The sequence below is a fragment of the Pseudalkalibacillus sp. JSM 102089 genome (genome assembly GCF_041366475.1).
Taxonomy (GTDB): Bacteria; Bacillota; Bacilli; order Bacillales; family Guptibacillaceae; genus Guptibacillus; species Guptibacillus hwajinpoensis_B.
Map to the genome: position 1 here is coordinate 19,600 of NZ_JBEWYW010000004.1, position 19,769 is coordinate 39,368.

A 19,769-nucleotide genomic window follows, 5' to 3' on the forward strand; every position below is an offset into this window, starting at 1 on the left:
CTGGGGTCACAAAGTTTTGAGAGGAGTGGAGAAGTGGAATTCATTAACATTTCAACTGAAAATAAAGTGGCACAAATTACGCTGAACCGTCCACCAGCTAATGCAGTGGCATCGGACGTATTGCGGGAATTGTCAGAAGCTTTCACTCAAATTGAAGACGATCCAGCAACAAAAGTTATATTGCTCTCTGGAGAAGGAAAGTTTTTCTCAGCAGGAGCTGATATTAAAGAGTTTACAACGGTTAGCACTGAAGAAGGATTTGCTGATTTGGGGAGCTATGGTCAACAATTATTCGACAAAATGGAAGCGTTCCCAAAACCGATCATCGCTGCTATTCATGGTGCTGCGCTTGGTGGTGGACTAGAACTTGCAATGGCATGTCATATTCGTCTTGTAACTGAAGATGCAAAGCTAGGTCTTCCCGAACTGCAGCTAGGTTTGGTGCCGGGATTTGCAGGTACTCAAAGGTTGCCGGCATTAGTAGGAAAAGCAAAAGCAACAGAGATGCTGCTAACGAGCGAGCCAATTTCAGGACGTGAAGCTGTTTCAACTGGTTTAGCAAATCAGATGTATAGCGAGGAAGAGCTTCTTCCGAAAGCAAAAGAGCTTGCTGAGAAGATTGCTATGAAGAGCGCTGTGGCAGTTGGTTATGCACTTAAACTTCTTACTTATTCTAAATCGGAAAAGTTTGATGAAGGCGTTCAAAAAGAAAAAGAGTATTTTGGAAAGGCATTTGCTTCAGAAGATGGCCAAGAAGGCATTCGAGCCTTCATCGAGAAGCGTCAGCCAAACTTTCAAGATAAATAAGGTGAACTATTTCAGGGAGGGATAAAGATATGAACATTTATGTCATTATGAAAAGAACGTTTGATACTGAAGAAAAAATCGTAATCGAAAATGGGAGAATTAGTGAAGAAGGCGTTGAATTTATTATTAATCCATACGATGAGTATGCCATTGAAGAAGCGATCCAACTTCGCGACGATCATGGCGGAGAAGTAACGGTTGTAAGCATTGGTGACGAAGAAGTTGAAAAAGAGTTAAGAACAGCTCTAGCGATGGGCGCAGACAAGGCCGTTCTCATAAATAATGAAGACATTGATGAGAGTGACCAGTATACGACGACTGCCCTTCTTGCTGCTTATTTTGAGGATAAGGAATATGACATTATCCTTGGCGGGAATGTTTCTAATGATAACAGCACTGGTCAGATTGGACCTCGTCTTGCTGAAAAACTTGGAATCGCTTACGTAACAACGATTACGAAGCTTGATATCGATGGAACAACAGCGACAATGGAACGTGATGTTGAAGGTGATATGGAAGTTGTTGAAGCACAGATGCCTTTACTTGTAACAGCACAGCAGGGACTCAACGAACCTCGTTATCCATCACTTCCAGGGATTATGAAGGCTAAGAAAAAGCCTCTGGAAGAAATCGACTACGACGATCTTGATATTGATGAAGACGAGATCGAAGCTAAAACGGAAACAATTGAAGTTTATTTGCCACCAAAGAAAGAAGCTGGCAAAGTACTTGAAGGTGAAATTGGAGATCAAGTGGAAGAATTAGTGAAATTACTTCGCCAGGAAGCGAAAGTTATATAGGAGGGAATCATCATGGCCAAAAAAGTACTCGTATTCGCAGAAGCTCGTGACAATGAATTACGAAATGTATCATTTGAAGCAATTGGTGCTGGGAAAGAAATCGCAGCCGGTGGTGAAGTGATTGCAGCAATTGCTGGTGAAAGTATTAGTTCTTTAACAGAGCAACTATTTCACTACGGAGCAGACCGTGTGATTAAAGTAGAAGATGAAAAGCTTAAAAACTATACAAGTGATGGATATGGGCAGGCATTTTTGCAAATCGTTCAGAGCGTCGATCCGGATGCTATTTTAATGCCCCATACGTCAATGGGCAAAGATCTAGCTCCACGTCTTGCAAGTAAGCTTGACGCTGGACTTGTCTCCGATGCTACAGGTATTGAACTTGATGGCGAAGATGTCGTATTTACACGTCCAATTTACTCTGGTAAAGCTTTTGAGAAGAAAAAAGTAAAAGAAGGCGTTATTCTTGCAACGATTCGTCCAAATAATATTTCTGCTCTTGAAATCGATGAATCACGCTCTGGTGAAGTCTTTGAAGAAACCATAGAAATAAAGGATCTTCGTACGATCGTGAAAGAAGTGGTCCGTAAATCTACATCAGGTGTTGACCTTTCAGAAGCAAAAGTGATTGTAGCCGGCGGGCGAGGCGTTAAAAGTGAAGAAGGATTTGAACCACTTCAAGAACTTGCGGATCTTCTCGGTGCTGCTGTAGGCGCGTCCCGCGGTGCTTGTGACGCTGACTATTGTGATTACTCCCTTCAGATTGGGCAAACAGGAAAAGTAGTTACACCTGATCTCTATATTGCTTGCGGTATTTCTGGTGCTATCCAACACTTAGCAGGAATGTCTAACTCGAAAGTGATTGTAGCAATTAATAAAGACCCTGAAGCAAGCATTTTCAATGTTGCAGATTATGGTATTGTTGGTGATCTCTTTGAGGTTGTACCATTACTTACACAGGAGTTTAAGAAAGTATTGCAAACAAGCTAAGAAAAAAAGCGAGCTTACCTAGCTCGCTTTTTGTATAGGGATATAACGATCTTATTTCATTATTACAGGATCGTTTTATTAATGATGAGATAGGGAATAATGAAATTAAGTCAAAAGAATGGAATCAGAAAGAGTATTAATGATATACTCATTTTGTGCCAATTGATATGAAATTAAATTGGCAGAGCACACTGAGGCAACCGGCCTTAACCTGGTAAACTCAAGTGATAATGTTTAAGGAGGAAGATACAGTATGGCTATCGTACACGCAACAGATCAAAGTTTCGCACAAGAAACAAGTGAAGGTCTCGTTCTTGCAGACTTCTGGGCACCATGGTGTGGTCCTTGTAAAATGATTGCTCCAGTACTAGAAGAGCTTGATTCTGAGATGAGCGACGTAAAAGTTGTAAAGCTTGACGTTGACGAAAATCAGGAAACAGCAAGTAAATTTGGGGTAATGAGTATCCCAACACTACTTGTATTCAAAAATGGTGAGGTAGTTGACCAGGTTGTCGGCTTCCAACCAAAAGAAGCACTTGCTCAGACGCTTTCTAAGCATCAATAATTAGTTAAGTTTCAAACACTCTGATCTATTTTAAGATCAGGGTGTTTTTTTATGTTATCTCCAAATGAAACGGTATTGACACTGATAATCGTTCTCGATATAATCATCATGGATATAAGACCTGACGAAAAGGAGTTTTACATAATGAAGAAATCGGCTATGCTATTCACTTCTATTACGCTTGCAGCTACGGTTCTTGCTGCTTGTGGTAATGATTCTGAAAATGCTACAAACACAGAAAACAATAGTTCTAAGCAAGAACAAACGAATTCTGATGATAAGTCTAGTGAGATGTCAATTGAAAGCGCTGCTACTACGAAACAAGTAGAAGCTTATCAGACGATTACTGATGAACTAAACAAAATTAAGGAAGATCAAGAAGTAGATTGGGAGTTAGTTGAAACTACCTACACGAGTGAACTAAAGAGCGCTGTGAATGAAATTGATAATGAGTTTGATACTTTTATCTCTACAGGAATTCAAGCTGGAAAATCTGGAGAGCTTGATAAGAATGTAGCTCGTCAGATCATTGATAAAGGGACACAGTCATACTTTTATCAAAAGCAAAAATCCCTTCAACAGGCAGTGATTGATGCGAAGGATGCTAACAAAGAAGATGAGGCTATGCTTCATTTTGAAGAAATACAGTTGCTAGCAGAAAAAGTATTTATTCCTACAGCAGAAAAACGCGACTCCTACTATGAACTTGATGGCGATTCAAGTATTGTTGAGAATATTAACAATGGTCTATCAGCGCAGAAACAGGCTCTTTCTGAAGGGGATATGGAAGATTTTGCTGTAACGAAGCAAGTAACGGATAAGTCCATTTATAAGAGCTACTACTTAGCTTCTAATTCCTATGCAGAAAAGATTGAGGAAGCAGTAAAGACTGGTGAAACAGATGAGTTACAAGTGATGCAAACAGAAGCTCTCGGTTTTTATCAAGCAATAAAAGGGTCACTCTCAGGCGGCAATGAAGAAGCGGCAGAGAAGTTAAGCGAATTATTCGATATAAGTAACGACCCAGAGGCAATAAAAGCTAATGAAGTAAACGATTTGTTCGCAAAAGCGTTTACCGGAAAAATCAAAGGATATCACGAGAAAGTAGCTGAGCTAGCTAAAGAAGATAAGCTTTCTGAAGGTAAAGAAGCTGCAATGGAAGCCAATGTATTCCTAAAAGCGATTGAAATGCCATTAATGGAGGCAATCGGCGAAGAGGAAACGGGTGGAGTCTATGAAGACGCACAAAGCTGGTTTGATGCCGTTGCTAGTGAGAATGCAGATGAAGCGCAAAAGCTAAGTGATCGCATTTTGACCGCACTAGAAAGTGTAGTAGAATAGCTTTAGATTGAAATGGCCGCTAAATGCGGCCATTTCTCTTGTAGGAAGGACTTATTTGAAACACTGAAAATATAGGAGTGCCTGAGATGAAAATAGTCATTACTGGCGGGGCAGGTTTTATAGGAAGTAGCCTTGCAAAGTCGCTTTTAAAAGCTGGTCACGATGTCTCAATCATTGACCATTTCTCTTCCTATTATGATATTCATCGAAAAGAAGAACATCTGGAAGAAGTGAAAATAGCAGGTCCAATTAAAGTTCACGTGTTTGATTTATTAGATCAGGAAAAAACGGATGCTCACTTCAGAGACCATTCTTACGATAAGGTGGTTCATCTTGCTGCACTTCCAGGAGTTCAATATTCATTAACACATCCACATGACTATATTGATCAAGATATCAAAGTAGTGGTAAATGTATTAAAAGCTGCGGGTGAAGCGGGAGTCCCCCATGTTTTATTTGGTTCTTCTTCATCAGTATACGGCAATCGTGAGAATGGCCCGGTGTTAGAATATGAGGCAAATGGCAAAGTGAAGTCTCCGTATGCAGCTGCTAAAGCTGGAGCAGAATCTTTTTGCCATGCGTATCAATCGCTTTACGGCTTTAAGTTAACGGTTTTACGATTTTTTACAGTGTATGGGCCATGGGGCCGTCCCGATATGGCGATTCCTCTATTTATTAATAAGTTAATAAAGGGGAAGGAAATCATTGTTTATGATCGTGACCAGTCTAGGGACTTTACGTATATTGATGACATAGTTACAGGTATAACATTAGCATTCGAACAAAAAGGAATATCAGAGATTTATAATCTCGGTTCGGGTACGCCGATTCAGCTTAATGAACTTATTACTTCGCTTGGTGTCTATTTTCCCGATGCGAAAATACTTGATGAAACGTTTCGTCCAGGGGATGTAAGGCATACATGGAGCGATATTAGTAAGGCTAGGGAAGAATTGGGATATACTCCGAAGGTGAAGTTTGAGGAAGGATTAAGAAGGACAATCGAATGGGCAAAAAAATATCACGCTTATTAAAGTGGTCATTTGGAATTGGCCTATTCATTTCATTTGTATTTCTTCTTTTTCAAGAATTTAATCTGTCGAGTCTTTTAGCTCTTACCTCTGAATTGCTAAGTGAACCATGGTGGTTAATCGCTATGATCACTGGATATACATGTTCTTTTTTATTACGTAGTTGGTGCTGGCGATTACTTGTTGATAAGAATATATCAATTAGGGTTTATTTAGCAGGGGTTTTTTATAGTCTCTTTTTTAACCATCTACTTCCTTTTAAAGGCGGAGAGGCTGTGCGTATGGGAGTGCTTGCGCAGAAACAAAAAGGGCGATGGGGAATCGCTATTCAATCAGTGCTCGTTCTAAGGTTAATTGACCTCTTCTGGTTAGGGGTTTTTTCAGTTATTGGGGCGGACCTGATGGGGATTGATATCAACCTGACCTTTTTCATAACCGCGCTAGTTATTTTTGGTGTTACCGTTGGTGGGCTGATTATCTATCTGAAAAAACATCACGCTGCTTCTTTTTTTTATAAGCAGTTAACAACCATGCAGACTCTTGTAAGTTCACCACATATGGTGCTTGTTCTAACGCTATCTTTTATAAGCTGGGTAGCTGAAGGAATCGTCGTTTTTAGCGTAGCGAGTCTTATTGGTCATCTATTTACATATTCAGATGCCATGTGGGTTACATCATTATCAGTCGGATCTGGTGTCTTTCAATTAGCTCCAGGTGGCTTTGCGACTTACGAAAGTGTGATGAGCTTTTCACTTAATCGGGTAGGTTTCAGATGGGAAGAAGCCCTTTCAATTGCGATTGTTACGCATGCATTTAAGTATATTTATTCTTTTGGCGCTGGATTAGTGGCGTTCTATCTTTATCCTCTTCGATTACAGGAGTTGAAGTCGTTTATGAATAAGAAAGGAGAAACCTCATGAAACAAGCTTCAGGCTTTGAAAAGATAGCAGCAAGATGCTGGAATCTATTAAATGAAGGTAAGCCATTTACACCAATCTTTGTTACAGGGACAATATTGTTATTTTACATTTCTCAATGGGCTTCTATAGAGTTCTGGGAGGCTTTCTTTGTTGGACTTGGCGTCGTATTGCCTCTTTTAGTACTCTACTACGTTTATGATTACCCATTATTTTTAAGAAATTATTTATGGATGCCTCTAATTGGGTACCTGCTTATTTTTGATTCATTTTCACTTCAAGTAGCCATGCTAGGTGTAGGTATCTATTTTTTCTTTACTGTCTTTTTCTGGGGAACATTCTATTACCATCTTCGAATTGGAACGAGCTGGCTTAACTTCACTCGTTTTTGGAAGTTAGTGCTTAAGAATAGTGATTCTACTAGTGGTAACGCGCAAGAACAACTTCCGAAGTTTTTATTAATTCTACCATTATGGGTGATGGTTATTGACTCTTCAGTAAAGAATGAAATGACTTTTGAATGGACGACTCTTGTTTTCTTTTATGCAGGAATTTGGTTATTTAGTTTTATTCTTCACCATTACTTATTTGACTGGAAGCCCGCAATTAAATCAGATTATACGAAAGCTGTACCACCTACGTCGACTAATGAGCGTGTCATTATGATTGTAATCGATGGAATGCGAAAAGAGCGATTCCAGGAAGCCAATACGCCTTTTCTTGATTCATTAAAGAAAAATGGGACAGAATACAGTCAAATGGAGACGGTATACCCTGCGCGTACAGTTGTTTGCTTCTCCTCGATGATGACAGGTACATATCCTCTGGAGCACGGTATTAAGTCCAATATGGTTTGGAATCTTGGAGTGAAAGTAGAGACGATCTTTGATTCGTTAAGAAAAGTTGGGAAGACAGGAAGGTTACTCGGTATTGCCCACCTTGTTGACGCTATGGGAGATGACGTAGATACTGTAACGGCAGTTATGAATAACGATGTGGCTGATACGAAAATTATGGAGGGGGCTCGTCAGATTATGTTAGATAAAAACCCTGACTTTTTCACTGTACAGCTTATTGGGACCGACCAAACTGGTCATGCGAGAGGAGTCTTGTATGATGATTACATTCAAAAAATTGAAGAAGCTGATAAATTAGTGGAAGATTACGTTGGTTTTCTTGAAGTGAATGGGTTTATGGAAAATACAACTCTCATTGTTTGTGCAGATCATGGACAAGCAGATGGCATTGGGGGACATGGTCATCTTGATGAAGGAGAACGATTTGTTCCATTTTTTATGAATGGGCCATTTATCGAAAAGGGGAAAATTGTAGAAGAAAGACATAGCCTTACTTCAGTAGCGCCAACCGTTGCTCATTTATTAGGTTCCCCAATCCCTTCACATAGTAGAGGAGCGATACTAGAAGAAGCGCTTCAGGATAGGAAGGAAGACATTATCAAATGAAACAGCATGTGATTGTTTTTTTACCCGCGCATAATGAAGAGCATGCCATTGGAGAAGTGATTAAGCAAATTCCCAGGAGTATTCATCCTTCTGTTCAGGTGAGCGTTCTTGTAATCGATGATGGCTCAACAGATCGAACAGTAGAAGTAGCCAAAAAGGCTGGAGCTAACTATATTTATTCTTTTGATAACAATCAAGGTCTTGGTGCCGCAGTTCGAAAGGGGCTTTCCTATTCAGTAGAATTAGGTGCTGACATAGGTGTGATGCTTGACGCGGATAATGAATACCCTGCCTGGCAATTAGCTGACCTCCTCGAACCTCTATTCAAAGGGGAGGCAGACTACGTGATGGGTTCTCGTTTTAAAGGTACGATTGATGGGATGCGACTTCATCGTCGTTTAGGCAATTATTGTTTTACATTTATTCAGTCCTTTCTTTTACAAAGGTGGATTTATGATGGTCAGTCTGGGATGAGAGTTTTCTCTAGACAAGCTATGGAGCATGGAGAAATCATTCATGACTACAACTATGCACAGGTCATTACTTTGAACCTTGTTCGAAAAGGATTTAGAGTTAAAGAAGTTCCAATTACGTACCAGGTTCGATCTACTGGTGAATCATATATTAAGTTTAAAGCGTATTTAACATCTGTATTACCTGCTATTTTGAAAGAAATGATGCGACCAGTTCAAAAGGTGGCGATTGACTATAGTGCGCATAAAATCTTGCCTGGACACACGACAAGTATGGTGGCAGAAAAGTCACACTAATTGCTGATCTGTTATTGACTTCAATGGTGATAATCATTATCATTATCAATGAGGAGGATATTTCAAATGATAAAACGTATTCTGTCATCAGCATTAATAATGACGCTAATTTGTATACTAGCAGTTCCTGATCTTGCCAGTGCATACTCTTATGGTGACCCTACCGAAGAGAAAGTAGCTGAAGCATACAGTGAAATGTCTGCAAAACTTAATGAATCTCCTCCGAACTTTGCAGAAGCGAATAAAATTTTTGCTTCCGTTAAAGATGAAATTCAATTACATATGGGTGACGATGCGGTTCAAGCTGTTCAAAATGAGCTAGACAACGAAGAGAAGGAAGCTGTGATAACGAATATGCAGCAAGTCCTGGTCTTAAATATATCACGTCGACTTGAAAACGCTGAAACAGATTTTGAAGAATATGATACAACTAGAAAACTAGTTGGCAAGGCAGATGCCACATATAAAACGCTCTCTCCCGTGGTGAAACAAACGAATCCAGAACTTGATGAAAAGATAAAGAATGAATTTGAGGTCTTGCTTGATTCGCTTGGTAACCCTGGCCTTTTCGGAGTGGGGGAGAAAGAATCAGATGAAGAGAAATACGCTGAAAGTAAGAAAGTTATACTTGATGGACTAAAAAATCATTTTGATATGAAATCAGTGGAAATTGGGCACTTTGGAGAAAGTGCAACTGAGGATGAAAGCGCTGGTAGTAAAAAAACAGATTGGACTGATCTCGGTCAGCTATCAAATTGGCTGCCAATCGTTATTCTCATCGTTGTGATTGCAGGAGTAGTGATTTACACAACAAGAAAACGCCGACGCTCCTAAAATCTTTGTTTACGGAAAGGGGAAAGTTTAATGGAAATTCAGGCATTACTGATCATGTTCAGGGAAGTACTTGAAGCGCTTCTCATAATTGGAATCATAACCACCTATATGAAACGAATGGGACAGTGCCAGTATAATAAATATGTCTGGTTAGGTGCTGGGCTTGCTGTTGTGGCAAGTGTAGGGGTAGCCATGTTGTTCCAGGTTGTTTTCACCGGGTTCGCAGCGATGGGAAGCGAGATTTACCTGAAAATTTCTATTATGCTAATCTCCGCCGTATTATTAACTCAAATGGTATTTTGGATGGCTTCGCATAGTCGTAATCTTAAAGGAAAGACAGAAGGAAAAATGACGGAATACATCACAACGGGGAACGTGATAGGCATGGTCATTCATTCTTTCCTCGTTGTTCTTCGTGAAGGTGTAGAAACGGTATTTTTCTTTGCTGCCATTACTGGTGGCGATATTGGTAAAGGATTTGAAGGATGGGGAGCGATTACTGGAATCTTGATTGCTTCCGCTGTATCGTACCTTTTCTTTAAGGGCACGATGCGCATTCCGCTTAAATCGTTCTTTAAGATTACTGGAATCTTTATTGTACTTATTGCCGGTGGGTTATTTGTACAGGGCATTTCGATGATGCAGGATATTAAACTAATTGGTAGCATAATGCCTCACGTATACGATCTTACATGGTTCTTGCCAGAACATCCAATTGACTACGCGCATTATGTTCGTGATCAAGGTGTGGCACCTCTTCTCTCAGGGGACATTGGAATTTTCTTTAAAGCGTTGTTCGGATACTCTTCAATGCCTTCTATTGAAGAAATCATCGCGTACGTTGGTTATTTTGCAGTGATTTATCTTCTTGTGAACTCAAAGAATGAACCTGTAAAATCAGAAGTGAAAGAACCGAGTAAAGCGATTTTTAAAGCGACAAACGAAATGAAACAATCAACAGTTAAATAAACTTCCAAAGTGCAAGGCGAAACTCTTCGCCTTGTACTTTTTTTCATCGGGAATATTTAAAAAGGATAGATCAATGTATGACCCATATCAAGAATTATAAAGGATGATTAGGATTGGATCGATCAGGTAGATACCTTATACGAGCTAGAAGCATTAAAATACTCATCTGGCTTATTTCAATGAGCAGTATCCTGTTGATTGCTTGGTGGAGAATCGCCTATGCAACTGAGTTACCACGTTCTTGGGATCAAGTCGATTTCTCACTCGCCCTAAATCGATTTGATTTATTCGCCATGCAACCTCACTTTCCTGGATATCCCTATTTTATTCTAGGTGGGATGTTGTTAAATGAATGGATAGGAAATCCCGTTGAGGCTTTAGCGTTATGGAATGGAGTATTAATGTTACTTTCTATGTATCCAGTATATACGGTTAGTCGCTCTTTTCTTTCAAAAACACTTAGCATGGCATCAGTAGCTCTAATTCAATCAATAGTATTTGTCAATGTGTTAACCATTCAACCGATGAGCGAGGCGGCGGCGGTTGCTATTCTATGGTGGTACTTATGGAGCTTGCAAAAAGCATTTCATCGCGAACATTCATTCATGAGCATCGTTGTCGCTTCTTTTTTGTTTAGTTTACTTTTAGGAGTTCGTTTATCTTATTTACCTTTTGGTATTGGCCTTCTACTACTATTAATACAGAGAAAAAAGCAGCATAAGTCCATTAAATCCTATAGTTCATTTTTACTAACACAGGTCGGTATAGCCGCTATCTTTCAATTAATTTGGGTAGGGGGGTTAGCTGTTTCTGAAGGTGGCGTAGCTGCATTTTTACAGCTAGCCTTTGGGTTTTCTGAAGGTCACTTTGAAGAGTGGGGTGGTACGGCGGTTTCAGCCTCAGCCCCACTTTTGGAACGAATATCACATCTGATATTGAATAACATAGTTTGGACAGGTCTTAGCGGTCAAGCGCTAACGATTTTACTACTATATCTAACCTTGTTTACGTTCATGATCTTCCAAGGGGTGAAAAATAGGGGGAGAACTTTACGAGAAATTTCATGGTTTGGCTGGGCATTTGTCGCTATGGCATTGAGCTATTTTCTATGGGCGCTATTGGCGCAAAACATCGATAAGCCAAGACATATCCTGCCTCTACCTGGGATCATAATGCTTGGCTTTCTCTGGATAGGATTAAGAAGACAGGGGAATAACTCTACAAAAATAATGCTTGGTTTAACCGTAATAATTAGCATACAATCAATTGTTTCCTATTCAACTATGAAAGAAGCCAACGATCCAGCAGCTGTTTATCAATTGATGGATTATGTAGAGCAATTTAACGAGCCAGTTATTGTGTATACTTGGGAAGAAACTAGGGTAATGTCCTATAATAAGGTGTCGTTTGAACACGAACAAATTTATACGTATTCAAACTTTCTATCTGATCTTCAATATTACGATGACCATCGCGTATTTTTAACAGGAAAGGTTCTCGATGGATTTAAGAAGCAAAATATATCGATGGATGGTCAAATCAAAAAGGTCAAAGAATTCCATTCCTCCATATTGTATGATCCTGTCTATCATGACATTGTTTTATATGAGTTCTTAAGATAATAGAAAATTGAGGTAATGTGTTACAATGAGAGGGGAACATAGATACGCCTTGAAAAGGAGTAGTGAGGTGAGGCAGCATGGAACAACATCTTAAAAATAAGCTAGCGATCCTTCCTGACCAGCCCGGGTGTTATTTAATGAAAGATCGCCAGGGAACGATTATTTATGTTGGGAAGGCAAAGGTGCTAAAAAATAGAGTCAGATCTTATTTTAGTGGATCACACGACGGAAAAACGCAGCGGCTTGTAAGTGAAATACGTGATTTTGAGTATATCGTAACCTCCACAAATCTTGAAGCTCTTATACTTGAACTTAATTTAATCAAAAAACATGATCCGAAATATAATGTGATGCTTAAAGATGATAAAAGCTATCCTTATATAAAAATAACGGCAGAAGAACAGCCCCGCTTAATTACGACACGTAAAATAAAAAAAGATAAAGGTAAGTATTTTGGACCATATCCGAATGCTTATGCAGCTAGTGCAACAAAGAAGCTTTTGGACAGACTATATCCTTTACGTAAATGTCGTAAAATGCCTGATCGCGTCTGTCTTTATTATCATATAGGCCAGTGTCTGGCTCCATGTGTCAACGACGTGTCTAAAGAGCAAAATAAAGAGATGATTGACGGGATTACGCGTTTTCTAAACGGAGGTCACCAGGAAGTTAAAGAAGACATAGAAAGAAAGATGACCACAGCATCTGAGAACATGGATTTCGAGCGAGCAAAAGAGTTTCGCGATTTAATGTTTCATATTGATAAAGTTATGGAAGTGCAAAAGATCCAATCTAACGATGGTATTGATCGGGATATTTTCGGTTATAGTTTCGACAAAGGATGGATGTGTGTTCAAGTTTTCTTTGTACGACAAGGGAAGTTAATTGAGAGAGATGTTTCTCTTTTTCCTTTCTATAATGATGCCGAAGAAGATTTTTTAACTTATATCGGTCAGTTCTATCTTCAACAAAATCATCCTAAGCCAAAAGAAGTACTGCTTCCTCAGGAGGTTAATGCTCAGATGGTAGAAGAACTTCTACAAATTCCTGTTCATCAGCCAAAACGAGGCAAGAAAAAAGAGCTTGTGGAGCTTACAATGAAGAACGCGACCATTGCCATTAATGAGAAATTTTCATTAATTGAACGCGACGAGAAAAGAACGATTGATGCTGTTGAAAACTTGGGAGAAAAGCTTAATATAGAAGCTCCACTTAGAATTGAAGCTTTTGATAACTCGAACATTCAGGGAACGAACCCTGTATCCGCTATGGTTGTTTTTCTTGATGGAAAGCCAAAGAAAAATGAGTATCGCAAGTACAAAATCAAAACTGTGGAAGGACCAAACGATGTAGGTTCTATGAAAGAGGTTGTGAGAAGAAGATATTCAAGAATGCTTAAGGAAAATGGTCCGCTTCCTGATTTAATTATTATTGACGGCGGAATAGCTCAAATACAGGCGTCACAGGATGTGCTCGAGAATGAGCTTGGTCTAGACATACCGGTTTGTTCGCTGACGAAAGATGAGAAACATAAAACGTCTCATCTTCTTATTGGTGATCCTCCAGAGGCTGTTTATCTACCAAGAAATAGTCAGGAATTCTACCTGTTGCAAAGGATTCAAGATGAAGTACACCGATTTGCGATTACGTTTCATCGACAGCTTCGAGGGAAATCGATGCTTAAGTCAAGTCTTGACGATATTCCCGGTATCGGAGAGAAGAGAAAAAAGAAGCTGCTAAATCATTTTGGATCGATTAAAAAGATGAAAGAAGCGAGCGTTGAAGACTTACACAACGCAGGACTACCAATGAATGTTGCAGAGGAAGTAATCGCTCGATTTGAAAGTCAATCAAACTAATTTGTAAGAACATGTTGCGGCATTCACGTAAGTTCGTTATAATGAGTGAAATTTAATAGTTCCACACTTCGAAAGTTGAAGTGATGGTAGAGGCGCAAAAACCAACAGTAAGCTTACTGAAGAGTGTTAAGACTCAGTGATAGGAGCTGAAAGGGGGATTTGCCGAAGTGGAAAGACGCTTATCCGTCTGAAGCTGGATCTGTATTGAATAAGTGCAGAGCTGTCATCCAATACCTACCCGGGAATTGGATGGAGAACTATCTCACAAAGGGACGTTTTCTTGGATTTGTTCTGAAAACAACAGTGAGGTTTTTCTCATTGTTGTTTTTTTATACTTTAATAAACGCTTTACAGGTTTAAAGTATAAAAAAATGAAGGCTATCGCTATTTCAATCTGGTGAGTGGCCGAGTTTTTAATATCCATTTCGACTCTTAGTTAGTGAGTGTTTGTAACGTGCGATATTAACGCACTATGAGGGATAACGAGCTGCATGAAAGAAAGGATGGAGAGAGTGGGACTACGCGTATTGAAATTCGGAGGCACGTCTGTTGGAGATGTTGAGAAAATCAAAAATGTTTCCAAAAGGCTTATGGAAGCTGTAAATAATGGAGATGAGGTTGTTGCGGTTGTTTCAGCGATGGGCAAAACAACGGATGAGCTTTTAGGATTATCAAAAGGGATAACAGCTACACCGTCTGCAAGAGAGCTTGATATGCTTCTAACGACTGGAGAACAAGTGACAACAGCGCTTCTTTCAATGGCATTAAATGAAGAAGGGTACGATGCCATTTCATTGACTGGCTGGCAAGCAGGAATTAAAACAGAGTCGCTACACGGCAATGCAAGAATCCTCGATATTGATGCTTCACGTATGAATCAACACCTTGCTGAGGGAAAAATTGTGATAGTAGCAGGATTCCAGGGGCTAACTGATACGTCTGACATCGCAACGCTAGGGCGAGGTGGTTCCGATACAACAGCTGTGGCGATTGCAGCAGCTCTTAAAGCGGATCGTTGTGAAATTTATACAGATGTAGATGGTGTGTATACGACAGATCCTCGATATGTGAAGGGTGCAAGAAAGCTTTCTACGATTTCTTATGATGAAATGCTTGAACTTGCTAACCTTGGGGCTGGTGTCTTACATCCTAGAGCGGTTGAGTTTGCAAAAAACTATAACATCTTGCTTGAGGTCCGCTCGAGCTTTACGAATGAACCTGGAACGCTAATTGAGGAGGTCGTATCAATGGAACAAAATTTGGTGGTTAGAGGTCTGGCTTTTGAAAGTAACGTAACGAAAATAACAATTTCGGGTTTGCCGAATGAGATTACAACACTTCCTTCCTTGTTCTCATCTCTTGCGGCAAATGGTATTAATGTAGATGTGATCATTCAAAGTACAGGAGAGAAAAATACAACGAGTATCTCATTTTCAATTGAAACTGCCTCTCTTGAATTAACTCTTGATGTGCTCCGTCGCATTAAAGTGAAACTTCCCTACGAACATATTTATCACGAATCAGAACTTGCTAAGGTATCGATAGTAGGATCAGGTATGATTTCTAACCCTGGTGTTGCGGCACAAATGTTTGAAGTGCTTGCTGAACACGGGGTAGAAATGAAGATGGTGAGTACATCAGAAATCAAAGTGTCAACGATCGTTCCAGAAGACAAAATGATTTATGCTATTGAGTCGCTACACGATAAATTTCAACTAGATGAAAGAACCCCTGTTAAACAAATGTAATCAAAAAGGAGACCACATGTGGTCTCCTTTTTATTCAATCTGATCTTTTGGGTCCCATTTTACTGTGAATTGAATTTCATTCTTTTTATCAGTTTCATAGGCTTCAGCGATGCAACGAAGCATATTTTGATATTGTTCAGCAAGAAAACCTGCTTCAAGTTGATAACAAGCATTTCGACTAGTACTTCTTCGCTCAGTGATAAGAGCTGACTGAAGATCAAACGTTACTTCATTCTTTTTTTCTTGTGCAATTGATAATTTACCCCATCCAGCACGCTGAAAAAAATCCTCGATCTCTTCTCGAGTGGAGAGCGGGAATTGCCTGGCCATTTCTTTTCCAGTCCAATATAAAACAGCCGGCTGTTCACTTCCAAGAAGTTCAGGAATAAGAACTTCTCTATAAAATTCATATCCAAAAGCAGTTGTTTCTATTTCATGACTATAATCAATCGAGTTTGTGCGCTTCTTAAACATAAATTCCTCCCAGCTTTTCTACAAAATAATTATAACGTTTTATCGACAAATCCTCCATAGAACCATAGATAGAATTTATTTATATAGAAAGCGTATTCAATTGAGATATACGCAGGTGTTGTAAGGGAATTTTGAAAAATCTAAATGTACACGTTTTCTTGACGGTCCTAAATGATGGGAGTACAATGGGTATGTCACAATATAATCGACAGAAAGCGATGATTTCTGTGCATGCAAAGACTTCTTTATTAGAAAAAATGCACTGGCAGATGGTAGCTTAACAACTTAAAAGGGGGACACACAAAACATGGCCGCAAGTCGAGACTTTGTAAGCCGAAAATTGCATTCGCTTCTAGGAGTAATTCCGCTCGGACTTTATGTTACTCAGCATCTTACTGTTAACTATTTTGCAACAAGAGGGCCCGAGGCGTTTAATGACGCAGCTCATTTTATGGAGAGCCTTCCTTACAGGTATTTGCTTGAAATTTTCGTTATTTTCTTACCGCTCTTATTCCATGCGATTTACGGCGTTTATATCGCGTTTCAATCCAAAAACAACGTAAGTCGATATGGCTATTTACGTAACTGGATGTTTTATTTGCAGCGGATTTCTGGCGTTATCGTATTAATATTTGTAACTTGGCACGTCTGGCAAACGAGAATACAGGCTGCGATGGGAGCAGAAGTAAACTTCCAAATGATGGCTGATATCTTGTCTAATCCAGGAATGATGATCTTTTACATCGTTGGTGTACTTGGTACTGTCTTCCACTTCGCAAATGGCTTATGGTCATTCTTTGTAAGCTGGGGCTTCACAGTAACACCAAAATCACAGCGTACGATGACATACGTAACAATGGTCATTTTCGTTGCACTTTCAGTTGTTGGCATGCGCGCATTATTTGCATTTGTTTAAGAAAGTGAACTGTCTTCACCACGTCTGATACATAACTTTCAGACAGAGCCAGCATTTAAGGGGGAACTGTTCTTATGAGTAAAGGTAAATTAGTGATAGTTGGAGGCGGCCTTGCAGGTTTGATGGCTACCATCAAAGCTGCGGAAGCTGGAATGCAAGTAGATCTTCTTTCCATCGTTCCAGTAAAACGTTCTCACTCTGTATGTGCGCAGGGGGGAATTAACGGGGCTGTTAATACAAAAGGAGAAGGAGATTCTCCTTGGGAGCACTTTGATGATACAGTTTATGGAGGCGATTTCCTTGCAAATCAACCTCCAGTAAAAGCAATGTGTGATGCAGCGCCTGGTATCATTCACTTAATGGATCGTATGGGCGTAATGTTTAACAGAACACCAGAAGGTCTACTAGATTTCAGACGCTTTGGTGGAACACAACATCACCGCACTGCTTTTGCTGGTGCAACAACCGGGCAACAGCTTCTATATGCGCTTGATGAGCAAGTTCGTCGCCATGAAGTAGCAGGCCTCGTTACAAAATATGAAGGATGGGAATTTCTCTCCGCTATTTTAGATGAGGAAGGTGTATGCCGAGGAGTTGTGGGTGAAAACTTAACAACTTCTGAAATAAGAAGTTTTGAAGCAGATGCGGTTATTATGGCGACAGGTGGACCTGGTATTATCTTCGGTAAGAGTACAAACTCTGTTATTAATACAGGTTCTGCTGCTGGTGCGCTTTATCAGCAAGGGGCTATTTATTCCAATGGGGAATTTATTCAAATTCATCCAACGGCAATCCCTGGTGATGACAAGCTTCGTCTTATGAGTGAATCTGCACGTGGCGAAGGTGGCCGCGTTTGGACGTATAAAGACGGTAAACCATGGTATTTCCTAGAGGAAAAATACCCAGCATACGGAAACCTTGTACCGCGTGATATTGCTACGAGAGAAATTTTTGATGTATGTGTAAGTCAAAAGCTTGGTATTAATGGTGAGAACATGGTTTACCTTGACCTCTCACATAAAGATTCAAAAGAGCTTGATGTTAAGCTTGGCGGTATTATTGAAATCTACGAGAAATTCATGGGTGACGATCCTCGTAAAGTCCCTATGAAAATTTTCCCTGCTGTACACTATTCAATGGGTGGTTTATGGGTAGATTTTAACCAGCAGACTAATATTCCTGGGCTATTTGCTGCTGGTGAATGTGATTATTCTCAACACGGTGGCAATCGTCTTGGAGCAAACTCGCTATTATCTTCTATTTATGGTGGCATGGTTGCTGGTCCAAATGCGGTTGACTATATTAATGGATTAGAAGCAACGGTTGAGGATCTCTCTTCTTCATTATTTGAAAAGCATCAACAAGAAGAGCAGGCAAAGCAGGACGCAATCATGAAGATGAATGGAACAGAGAATGCTTATCAAATTCATAAAGAGCTTGGCGAATGGATGACAGCTAACGTAACGGTTGTAAGAAATAACGACAAGTTAAAGGAAACAGATGAGAAAATTCAAGAGTTGATGGAGCGTTACGAGAACATCAATATTAATGATACATCCAAGTGGAGTAATCAGGGGGCTTCATTTACTCGACAATTATCTAACATGCTACAGTTGGCACGGGTAATTACAATCGGGGCATTAAACCGTAACGAAAGTCGCGGTGCTCACTACAAGCCTGAATTCCCTGAGCGTAATGATGAAGAATTTCTTAAAACAACAATGGCTAAATACGATGCAGTAAACAACAAACCAGAATTCTACTATGAAGAAGTAGATACATCATTAATTCCACCTCGTAAACGCGATTATTCTAAGAAGAAAGCGGGGGATAAATGATGAGTGAGAATAAAACTGTTACACTTAAGATAAAAAGGCAGGATGGACCTGAATCTAATTCATATGAAGAAACGTTTACGATTCCATACCGTCAAAACATGAATGTTATTTCTGCTTTAATGGAAATCCGTCGTAATCCAGTTAATGCAAACGGTGAGAAAACTACACCTGTTATTTGGGAAATGGGTTGTCTAGAAGAAGTATGCGGAGCTTGTTCGATGGTCATTAACGGAAAACCACGTCAATCTTGTACTGCTTTACTAGATCAACTTGAGCAACCAATTCGCTTAGAGCCAATGACCACATTCCCGGTTGTGCGAGATCTTGCTGTAGATCGAAGCAGAATGTTTGATGCACTTAAGAAAGTGAAAGCATGGATTCCGATCGATGGTACCTATGATCTTGGACCTGGTCCGAGGATGCCTGAGAATAAGCGACAGTGGGCATATGAACTATCTAAATGTATGACATGTGGTGTTTGTCTTGAAGCGTGTCCGAACGTAAATAGTCGCTCGGAGTTTATTGGACCGGCTGCTATTTCACAGGTTCGATTATTCAACTCACATCCAACAGGTGAGATGAACAAAGAGGAGCGTCTGGAAGGCTTAATGGGAGAGGGTGGACTTGGGCATTGTGGTAACTCACAAAACTGTGTGCAATCTTGTCCGAAAGGAATTCCATTAACAACTTCTATTGCTGCAATGAATAGAGCAACGTCACTTCAAACGTTCAAAAACTTTTTTGGAAGTGATCACTAGGAAAAGATCCCCTGCAAGGGGGTCTTTTTTTAGTTTCAGATAATACTTAAGCTATGTTAGCTTATAC

Annotated in this window: 18 protein-coding genes and 1 riboswitch; of the genes, 17 read left to right on the forward strand and 1 reads right to left on the reverse strand. The window is 39.8% G+C overall.

Features of this window, described 5'->3' with window-relative positions:
* The first annotated feature begins 33 nt into the window (after positions 1-33).
* From ABVF21_RS10730 to ABVF21_RS10795, 14 genes are all read left to right on the forward strand, one after another.
* Positions 34-807, forward strand: a complete 774-nt coding sequence (locus tag ABVF21_RS10730; protein ID WP_303532085.1) for an enoyl-CoA hydratase — start codon at positions 34-36, stop codon at positions 805-807.
* 29 nt (positions 808-836) lie between these two features.
* Positions 837-1,607, forward strand: coding sequence for an electron transfer flavoprotein subunit beta/FixA family protein (locus tag ABVF21_RS10735; protein ID WP_303532084.1), 771 nt, complete (start codon positions 837-839; stop codon positions 1,605-1,607).
* Between the two features lie 12 nt (positions 1,608-1,619).
* Positions 1,620-2,597, forward strand: a complete 978-nt coding sequence (locus tag ABVF21_RS10740) for an electron transfer flavoprotein subunit alpha/FixB family protein (protein WP_303532082.1) — start codon at positions 1,620-1,622, stop codon at positions 2,595-2,597.
* Positions 2,598-2,850: 253 nt separating this feature from the next.
* On the forward strand, positions 2,851-3,162 hold the full coding sequence (gene trxA, locus ABVF21_RS10745; protein ID WP_194219347.1) for a thioredoxin: 312 nt from the start codon (positions 2,851-2,853) through the stop codon (positions 3,160-3,162).
* Between the two features lie 144 nt (positions 3,163-3,306).
* Positions 3,307-4,503 (forward strand): hypothetical protein, encoded by a 1,197-nt coding sequence (locus ABVF21_RS10750; protein WP_371018201.1) that lies wholly within the window; start codon positions 3,307-3,309, stop codon positions 4,501-4,503.
* Between the two features lie 86 nt (positions 4,504-4,589).
* Positions 4,590-5,537: an NAD-dependent epimerase/dehydratase family protein gene (locus ABVF21_RS10755; protein WP_303532076.1), complete on the forward strand. Its 948-nt coding sequence runs from the start codon at positions 4,590-4,592 to the stop codon at positions 5,535-5,537.
* Entirely contained in the window at positions 5,510-6,454 is a 945-nt protein-coding gene (locus ABVF21_RS10760) for a lysylphosphatidylglycerol synthase transmembrane domain-containing protein (RefSeq protein WP_303532073.1), read from the forward strand. Before ABVF21_RS10755 ends, ABVF21_RS10760 begins: the two co-directional genes overlap by 28 nt.
* A complete protein-coding gene (locus ABVF21_RS10765) occupies positions 6,451-7,914 on the forward strand; it encodes an alkaline phosphatase family protein (RefSeq protein WP_371018202.1) in 1,464 nt (487 codons plus the stop codon). The genes ABVF21_RS10760 and ABVF21_RS10765 overlap by 4 nt, the downstream gene beginning before the upstream one ends.
* The gene (locus ABVF21_RS10770; protein WP_303532071.1) at positions 7,911-8,684 is read left to right on the forward strand and encodes a glycosyltransferase family 2 protein; all 774 of its coding nucleotides are present in this window, start codon (positions 7,911-7,913) and stop codon (positions 8,682-8,684) included. Before ABVF21_RS10765 ends, ABVF21_RS10770 begins: the two co-directional genes overlap by 4 nt.
* Positions 8,685-8,750: 66 nt before the next feature.
* Positions 8,751-9,518: a hypothetical protein gene (locus ABVF21_RS10775; RefSeq protein WP_303532070.1), complete on the forward strand. Its 768-nt coding sequence runs from the start codon at positions 8,751-8,753 to the stop codon at positions 9,516-9,518.
* 30 nt (positions 9,519-9,548) lie between these two features.
* The gene (locus ABVF21_RS10780; RefSeq protein WP_303532069.1) at positions 9,549-10,487 is read left to right on the forward strand and encodes an FTR1 family iron permease; all 939 of its coding nucleotides are present in this window, start codon (positions 9,549-9,551) and stop codon (positions 10,485-10,487) included.
* A gap of 113 nt (positions 10,488-10,600) precedes the next feature.
* Positions 10,601-12,109 carry a hypothetical protein gene (locus tag ABVF21_RS10785; protein WP_371018204.1) on the forward strand — a complete coding sequence of 503 codons (1,509 nt, stop codon included), beginning with the start codon at positions 10,601-10,603 and terminating at the stop codon, positions 12,107-12,109.
* A 77-nt stretch (positions 12,110-12,186) separates the two neighbouring features.
* Entirely contained in the window at positions 12,187-13,968 is a 1,782-nt protein-coding gene (gene uvrC / locus ABVF21_RS10790; protein ID WP_303532065.1) for an excinuclease ABC subunit UvrC, read from the forward strand.
* Between the two features lie 79 nt (positions 13,969-14,047).
* A riboswitch (Lysine riboswitch) is annotated at positions 14,048-14,236 on the forward strand.
* A 244-nt stretch (positions 14,237-14,480) separates the two neighbouring features.
* Entirely contained in the window at positions 14,481-15,716 is a 1,236-nt protein-coding gene (locus ABVF21_RS10795) for an aspartate kinase (protein ID WP_194219358.1), read from the forward strand.
* A gap of 30 nt (positions 15,717-15,746) precedes the next feature.
* On the opposite strand, the gene ABVF21_RS10800 is transcribed toward ABVF21_RS10795, so the two are convergent.
* Positions 15,747-16,190 carry a YslB family protein gene (locus tag ABVF21_RS10800; RefSeq protein ID WP_303532061.1) on the reverse strand — a complete coding sequence of 148 codons (444 nt, stop codon included), beginning with the start codon at positions 16,188-16,190 and terminating at the stop codon, positions 15,747-15,749.
* 307 nt (positions 16,191-16,497) lie between these two features.
* Here ABVF21_RS10800 and ABVF21_RS10805 point away from each other — a divergent pair, with 307 nt between their 5' ends.
* From ABVF21_RS10805 to sdhB, 3 genes are all read left to right on the forward strand, one after another.
* A complete protein-coding gene (locus ABVF21_RS10805) occupies positions 16,498-17,106 on the forward strand; it encodes a succinate dehydrogenase cytochrome b558 subunit (RefSeq protein WP_194219360.1) in 609 nt (202 codons plus the stop codon).
* A gap of 74 nt (positions 17,107-17,180) precedes the next feature.
* Complete coding sequence (gene sdhA / locus ABVF21_RS10810) at positions 17,181-18,944, forward strand: succinate dehydrogenase flavoprotein subunit (RefSeq protein WP_303532055.1); 1,764 nt, start codon at positions 17,181-17,183, stop codon at positions 18,942-18,944.
* Complete coding sequence (gene sdhB, locus ABVF21_RS10815) at positions 18,944-19,702, forward strand: succinate dehydrogenase iron-sulfur subunit (protein WP_303532052.1); 759 nt, start codon at positions 18,944-18,946, stop codon at positions 19,700-19,702. The genes sdhA and sdhB overlap by 1 nt, the downstream gene beginning before the upstream one ends.
* Positions 19,703-19,769 lie beyond the last annotated feature (67 nt).

Excerpts from the sequence above, each read along its gene's own strand:
- ABVF21_RS10735 (WP_303532084.1), top strand. The coding sequence starts at position 837 with ATGAACATTTATGTCATTATGAAAAGAACGTTTGATACTGAAGAAAAA.
- ABVF21_RS10740 (WP_303532082.1), top strand. The coding sequence starts at position 1,620 with ATGGCCAAAAAAGTACTCGTATTCGCAGAAGCTCGTGACAATGAATTA.
- trxA (WP_194219347.1), top strand. The coding sequence starts at position 2,851 with ATGGCTATCGTACACGCAACAGATCAAAGTTTCGCACAAGAAACAAGT.
- ABVF21_RS10750 (WP_371018201.1), top strand. The coding sequence starts at position 3,307 with ATGAAGAAATCGGCTATGCTATTCACTTCTATTACGCTTGCAGCTACG.
- ABVF21_RS10755 (WP_303532076.1), top strand. The coding sequence starts at position 4,590 with ATGAAAATAGTCATTACTGGCGGGGCAGGTTTTATAGGAAGTAGCCTT.
- ABVF21_RS10760 (WP_303532073.1), top strand. The coding sequence starts at position 5,510 with ATGGGCAAAAAAATATCACGCTTATTAAAGTGGTCATTTGGAATTGGC.
- ABVF21_RS10765 (WP_371018202.1), top strand. The coding sequence starts at position 6,451 with ATGAAACAAGCTTCAGGCTTTGAAAAGATAGCAGCAAGATGCTGGAAT.
- ABVF21_RS10770 (WP_303532071.1), top strand. The coding sequence starts at position 7,911 with ATGAAACAGCATGTGATTGTTTTTTTACCCGCGCATAATGAAGAGCAT.
- ABVF21_RS10775 (WP_303532070.1), top strand. The coding sequence starts at position 8,751 with ATGATAAAACGTATTCTGTCATCAGCATTAATAATGACGCTAATTTGT.
- ABVF21_RS10780 (WP_303532069.1), top strand. The coding sequence starts at position 9,549 with ATGGAAATTCAGGCATTACTGATCATGTTCAGGGAAGTACTTGAAGCG.
- uvrC (WP_303532065.1), top strand. The coding sequence starts at position 12,187 with ATGGAACAACATCTTAAAAATAAGCTAGCGATCCTTCCTGACCAGCCC.
- ABVF21_RS10800 (WP_303532061.1), bottom strand. The coding sequence starts at position 16,190 with ATGTTTAAGAAGCGCACAAACTCGATTGATTATAGTCATGAAATAGAA.
- ABVF21_RS10805 (WP_194219360.1), top strand. The coding sequence starts at position 16,498 with ATGGCCGCAAGTCGAGACTTTGTAAGCCGAAAATTGCATTCGCTTCTA.
- sdhA (WP_303532055.1), top strand. The coding sequence starts at position 17,181 with ATGAGTAAAGGTAAATTAGTGATAGTTGGAGGCGGCCTTGCAGGTTTG.
- sdhB (WP_303532052.1), top strand. The coding sequence starts at position 18,944 with ATGAGTGAGAATAAAACTGTTACACTTAAGATAAAAAGGCAGGATGGA.